This is a genomic window from Granulicatella sp. WM01, assembly GCF_004570605.1.
In the GTDB taxonomy this organism is placed as follows: Bacteria; Bacillota; Bacilli; order Lactobacillales; family Aerococcaceae; genus WM01.
Window position 1 is genome coordinate 1 of the sequence record NZ_SPPB01000085.1, and the last position, 5,712, is coordinate 5,712.

The 5,712-nt window shown below is 34.1% G+C and carries 7 protein-coding genes; all 7 read right to left on the reverse strand.

Annotated elements, in window-relative coordinates; genetic code table 11:
• Positions 1-2,056 (reverse strand): collagen binding domain-containing protein (locus E4T68_RS08255; protein WP_209305066.1); only part of this gene is annotated, 2,056 nt, incomplete at its 3' end.
• 299 nt (positions 2,057-2,355) lie between these two features.
• The gene (locus E4T68_RS08260; protein ID WP_135125909.1) at positions 2,356-3,099 is read right to left on the reverse strand and encodes a hypothetical protein; all 744 of its coding nucleotides are present in this window, start codon (positions 3,097-3,099) and stop codon (positions 2,356-2,358) included.
• A gap of 109 nt (positions 3,100-3,208) precedes the next feature.
• Positions 3,209-4,072 (reverse strand): hypothetical protein, encoded by an 864-nt coding sequence (locus E4T68_RS08265; RefSeq protein WP_135125911.1) that lies wholly within the window; start codon positions 4,070-4,072, stop codon positions 3,209-3,211.
• Between the two features lie 136 nt (positions 4,073-4,208).
• Positions 4,209-4,625 carry a hypothetical protein gene (locus tag E4T68_RS08270; protein WP_135125913.1) on the reverse strand — a complete coding sequence of 139 codons (417 nt, stop codon included), beginning with the start codon at positions 4,623-4,625 and terminating at the stop codon, positions 4,209-4,211.
• Positions 4,597-4,719, reverse strand: a complete 123-nt coding sequence (locus E4T68_RS09930) for a hypothetical protein (RefSeq protein ID WP_255518891.1) — start codon at positions 4,717-4,719, stop codon at positions 4,597-4,599. Before E4T68_RS09930 ends, E4T68_RS08270 begins: the two co-directional genes overlap by 29 nt.
• A 4-nt stretch (positions 4,720-4,723) precedes the next feature.
• The gene (locus E4T68_RS08275; RefSeq protein WP_135125915.1) at positions 4,724-5,146 is read right to left on the reverse strand and encodes a hypothetical protein; all 423 of its coding nucleotides are present in this window, start codon (positions 5,144-5,146) and stop codon (positions 4,724-4,726) included.
• Between the two features lie 4 nt (positions 5,147-5,150).
• Positions 5,151-5,579: a hypothetical protein gene (locus E4T68_RS08280; protein WP_135125917.1), complete on the reverse strand. Its 429-nt coding sequence runs from the start codon at positions 5,577-5,579 to the stop codon at positions 5,151-5,153.
• Positions 5,580-5,712 lie beyond the last annotated feature (133 nt).

Consider the following 5,712-nt stretch of genomic DNA (forward strand, 5'->3'; position numbering starts at 1 on the left):
CATTGTATACAGATAGACTTTTCACATCTAAACGGACACTTTGGGCTTGAGGGGTTAAAGACACACGATACACCGTATTGTCTGTCATATACCCTTTCGGAGCAGATACTTCTACCACATCATACTCCCCTAAATCAAGTTCAGGTGTACGTAACACTTGCCCTGCTTGAGTTGTTACTGTAAAACTCTTTCCTGTGTTAACATTAGTCAATTGGAACGTTGCTCCACCAATAAGTTGGTCTTGGTAAACTGGTGTATGCACACCGTTTGCGTCTGTTTGCCAACTTGTTAGAACTTGACCTGTTTTTGATAATGCAATAATTCCTTTTTGAGCAGCATTTTTAAAACGAACCGTAACCAGCGTATCTTCTCCAGTAATATCAATTGTCAATGGTTTGTCAGATAACACGTAACCAGTTGGTGCTTTCACTTCTTTCAACGTGTATGTGCCGTACGTTAATTGTTGCGGTAAAGTCACTTGCCCATTTTCATCTGTTGTGAATGTATCAATGGTTTGCATAGACGGATACGTCACTTGTTGACTAACCAATTGACCATCTTTGAATAATTGGAAAGATACTCCACTGGCTTTAATCGTTTCGCCTGTGTCCTCGTCAACTTTTACAATCTGTACATAAGACTTTTTAGCATTGTTTTCAACAATGTAGTGATAAATCTTTCCATCTTCTCCAGTTGGTTCAACAGTAATTGGTTCAGTTGATTGATAACCCTCTGGAGTATGTTCCACTAATTGATAGCGGTCATCTTGACGTAATTCCTCTGATATGGCATAACCGTTTGCGTCTGTGAGCATACTAGACACTACTTGATGTGTGTTTAGAGAAACAATATCAAAAGTAATGCCTGAACCTGCTGCACGCGTACCTGAACCGTCTAAAGCTGTATCTAAATGTTTAGACACTGAAATACGCATCTTTTTCACGACATTTGTCGCATTTACTGTCACCGTTTCGCCTGCAGGAACGCTCACAGAATACACTTTGTCATTTAGACGGTATGTTTCTTTAGTACGTAGTTCTTTAATATCAAATGTTTTTGAATCTAAGTCTGTAAACTCCAACACACCATTTCCATCTGTTACCCCTGTTTTTAATGGTGTATCGCTATCGTGTTCAAACACACCGAACTCTACATCAGATAACGGTTGTCCTGTTTCACTGTCTGTTTTGACAATTTTGATATTGCCGTTTTTGATGACGTTAATGTTAACTGAAGCGTATTGTGGGTCACTGATACGTAGTTTTGAGACTGTTTGACTTCCTTCAGAACGATAAATAATTGATAAACCATGAACACCTTGAATAAAGGGTTGTATAAACTTAATTTTACCAGTGGTAGCTTCTTTTGTTGGTGTTAACGTTAATTGATTGCCATTCAATGATGTTACAAAACCATTAATTTCAGATGGAATAATTAAATTTTGAACAACATTATAGGTATCTGTTAACGTGATATGTTCTCCTATTTTAACTGTATACGTACCATTATGCCAAGATGGATTATCTTTATATCCGTTGACTTTAGCCATTACATCTGCTTTAAAAACCTGATATTGTTCCAGAGTTGCACCATTGCTTACTGTTTGAATGTCCCATCCAAGCAATTCATATCCAATCCATGTGGTAAAATGATAATTTAAATCATTAGGATTTTGTTGATACCCATAATAACTCACTAAAGCTAATGTTAACTGTAAATCAGTATCTATTTTATATCGCCTACCACTAGATGTTGCCAATTCTTCAACATCAGAAAATTCTTTCCCTGCATATCCGACTTCATAAGCGTAAGTGGTTGGGTCTAAACAGATAACCACTTCGCCATTTATGAATAAAATATGTCCACCCTCATACCATGTATTTCTCGAGGCATCTTTATGTCTAAATTCTGCATACGGTGTTACACCAGATTCTCTTTTTTGTAGTGTGCCACTATCCGCAAAGACAACCTTTGGAGTTTTTTGGAATATTATTCCGGTTAGTGTTCCCAATAAAACACCTAATACTAACGCTAATGTTTTTACTTTTTTAATCACGTTTTTACACTTCCTTTTTTAATTTTGTATGTCATATCTAATATACGTTATTTACATTATTTTTTTACAGGGCATAGCACGAATAAATCTCATTCCTCCCCTCCTTTTCTGGAAAATAAAAAAAGACGCTGTTATACGTCTTTTTAAGTATTGGTGCGTTCATATAAAGAAAAATACAATGAAACAAGCGTCGCACAAACAGATAACATACCTTAACCAGTCATTTGTACAGCACTAACAATTGCCTTTAGCGATTGATTCAATAAAAAAAGCCCTAGTACTAGGACTTTCTAAAATATTTATTTCCAATGCACCGTATATGTCACACTATCATCAGAGTAAATCACAGCATGTACTATATAGGCTTTTTCTATTTCCATTTGTTTACTTTCTGCCCAGGCTCCAGCCTCTTCCATAGTCGCAAACTCCATACCACTATTCCCTAAGGAATTCAGACGATACTTCTGCGTAGTCATTTGGGTTGTTTGTACCGTTGTTGTCACTGGGGCTTGCGTGGTTTGTACGACTGCCTGTGTCTGAACTGGAGTAGGAGCTTGTGTTGCACGTTGAGCGTGTCCTACAGGTTGACTGGTTTCATCTTGACGTGGTGCTGAACTGTGGTTTTCTTTTACCTGTGTAGTCGCTTGTGCGTGCTGTGTTGCTTGGTGTTCCTGTTGTTTTTTCTTCACTTGCTCTTTTACCTCAGCAAGTTTTTCTTGTAGTTTTACCTTGTCTTGTTGATTTTCTATAGCATCTATTTCTTTTTCAATTTCAGCAACATTTGTATCTGCACTCACTTCTACGGCAAGCAAACTTTCTACCTTACTCTCTTGAGCAATCTCACGAGATGATTTTGTTGTTTGAGATTGTACGCTTAACTGTGTTGTTTCTTTAGTCGTGGTACTTTCTACTTTTGCAATCTCTTGTTTTTTCCCATTCAATCCAAATATGACTGCTCCACTACATAACAACACAACGGCAATCCCAATTCCAATTTGTACCTTATATTGAGTAACCCACTCTTTTACTTTTTCAACATTCATCTCAACTACTCCTTTACTTTTTTGTTTTTATTATATCGCTTAAAAATCTAATAAACAAGCCTTTTTACACTTGATTTGCCCTATATTACACCATTTATTGTATAGTGATTTAAGGTCCATCTGGTTCTTTCCAGTCGTTTACCTCCCTAAAGACAGTAAGCCACGCTAATATCTGTTCATCACTTTTACTTGTGACACTAATGTGACGCTCAGCCCCTAGCTCATCAACATAAAAGATAACAAGTTCAATGGGTGTGTTCACATCATTATCCCCAGAAAGAAGTACAATTGCTCCTGCATTCTTGAGTTTAGTATATAAATAAAAGCCTTGCCTATCCTTATTTTCTAGTAGTGTAGGGTATTCTTTAGCGTAAATTCGACCTAATTCTGTAATAATATCATCTTGCGTCTTAGTTTTGCCTAGCTTTCCCTTTATCGTAATGTTTATATCTAATTCAGATGCCAAAACAGTAATTTCTTTTCCTTTGGGATTGTTGCTCATGTTCCAATTGTTTAGTATAGGAAGATATAACTGTTCCGCAATAGGCAAGAGCATTACCTTATCATGATAATGGTTTTTGATAATTTCTTTAGATTTTTCGTAAGTTTCTACATCTTCACGCAACATAAAGATATGATATGGAATATTTTCCTTGCCTAATTTTTCATGAAATTCTGTTTTATTCTCCTTAAATAGCCCACTCATCTCGTTCTCTCCTTTGTACTTACCTAAATCCGTTAATTCTGCCGTTGTTGTGATATGAGGTAAGGTGTATCCTAATACATCGGGAGAAAATTTCCCACTAGGAGCATACGTATGTTGCAGTGGTATTTGACTACTCGTTGTCTGTTCTGTTGACGAAGAGGATACCGTACTTTCTGTTAGTATCGGGTTTTCTTGTTTTATTGGTGTACATGCACACAATACTCCTAACATCACACCAATTGTTATCATCTCTTTTTTATCTACCATGACATGCCCTCCTTAATCGTTTAGTTATGTTCATAAGATAGCATTCCAATCAAAACTATAGCATAATCTGCTCTAGTATACTTTTGTACATAAAGGTGGTTCTTTATTTTTTATATTTTCTCTTAACAATGCATTCTCACTCCTTCAAAAGACCGATAAAATAATCAAAATCATAAAAAGCATATTCTCTCAAAATCTCTTCATCCAGGAATCGTTCTATTTTACCACGAAATTTAAATCGATAATTCGGAAAGTCAGGCAATAGTATAATACAATCTATTTCGGCGGAATAAATGTATTCTTCCCCCTCTGGAGTATTTTTTATAGTCACTTTTTCATTTTTGAATCCAGTAGAATAATAATCATCTAAAGCTTTAATGAATATTTTTTTTATGTATTCCTCCAATCCTATTTTCTCTCTCATTGAACAGGGCGAAAATTCATCAATAAAAAAATAAAAATCACCACCAAAAAAATCCAATCCTTCTGCTGACGTAACGAAATTACAACGTGCTTCCCATGCATCAATTACTATAATGTTTAATGTTTTCATCTTCTTTTTCTCCTGTGTAATTTTCCGAATAATTTGCCAAAAAATAGTCACAGTCATCACACTCCACATATACTTCAACTTCTATTGTTTTCATTTTCTTATTCTCCTGTATATTTTTCTGAATAATTCCCCATAAAATTGATGAAAGATATATATTCATCAAAATTACTTAATAAACGTTCTTCAGTAAGTAAGAGTTCCATCATAACAGAAAACTTAAATTGGTAATCAGGCAACTCAGGTAATATAACCATACAATCGAGTCCAAGATAGTATTTGCATTTTTCACCCTCTGAAGTAATATTCATACTTATTTTATCGTTATTTAAATCAGTAGAAAAATAATCACTTATGGCTTCTTTAAACATATCATTTATTTCTTCTATTTGGGAGTTAGGGTATGCATTTAATAATATTTTTTTAGTATCCTCATCCCAAACGAAATCTATTTTCTCAGAAATAAAAATAAAATAGTCACAGTCATCACAATCAACATATGTTTCAACTTCTATTGTTTTCATTTTCTTATTCTCCTGTATATTGTCTCGAACAATTCCCCATAAAAGTGATGAAAGATATATAATCATCAAAATTACGTAATAAACGTTCTTCATTAAGTAAGACTTCCATCATAACAGAAAACTTAAATTGGTAATCAGGCAACTCAGGTAATATAACCATACAATATAGATTAAAAAAGTATTTATATTTTCCATCTTCTGGAGTAATGCCTATACTTATTTTATTATTGTTATTTAAATTTCCAGAAAAATCAATATCACTTATGGCTTCTTTAAACATATCATTTATTTCTTCTATTTGGGAGTTAGGGTATGCATTTAATAATATTTTTTTAGTATCCTCATCCCAAACGAAACCTATTTTCTCAGAAATAAAAGTAAAATAGGGACAGTCATCACAATCAACATATGCTTCAACTTCTATTGTTTTCATGTTTTCCTCCTTTATGTCTTTATGTTGTTTTGATTAGATTATTTTTAATTTAGGTGGTTCTTTATTTTTCATTTTATTTGAATTTTTGTTATTTAGTGTTGTTTCTATTGTATCCTTGACCTGTAAAAATAAG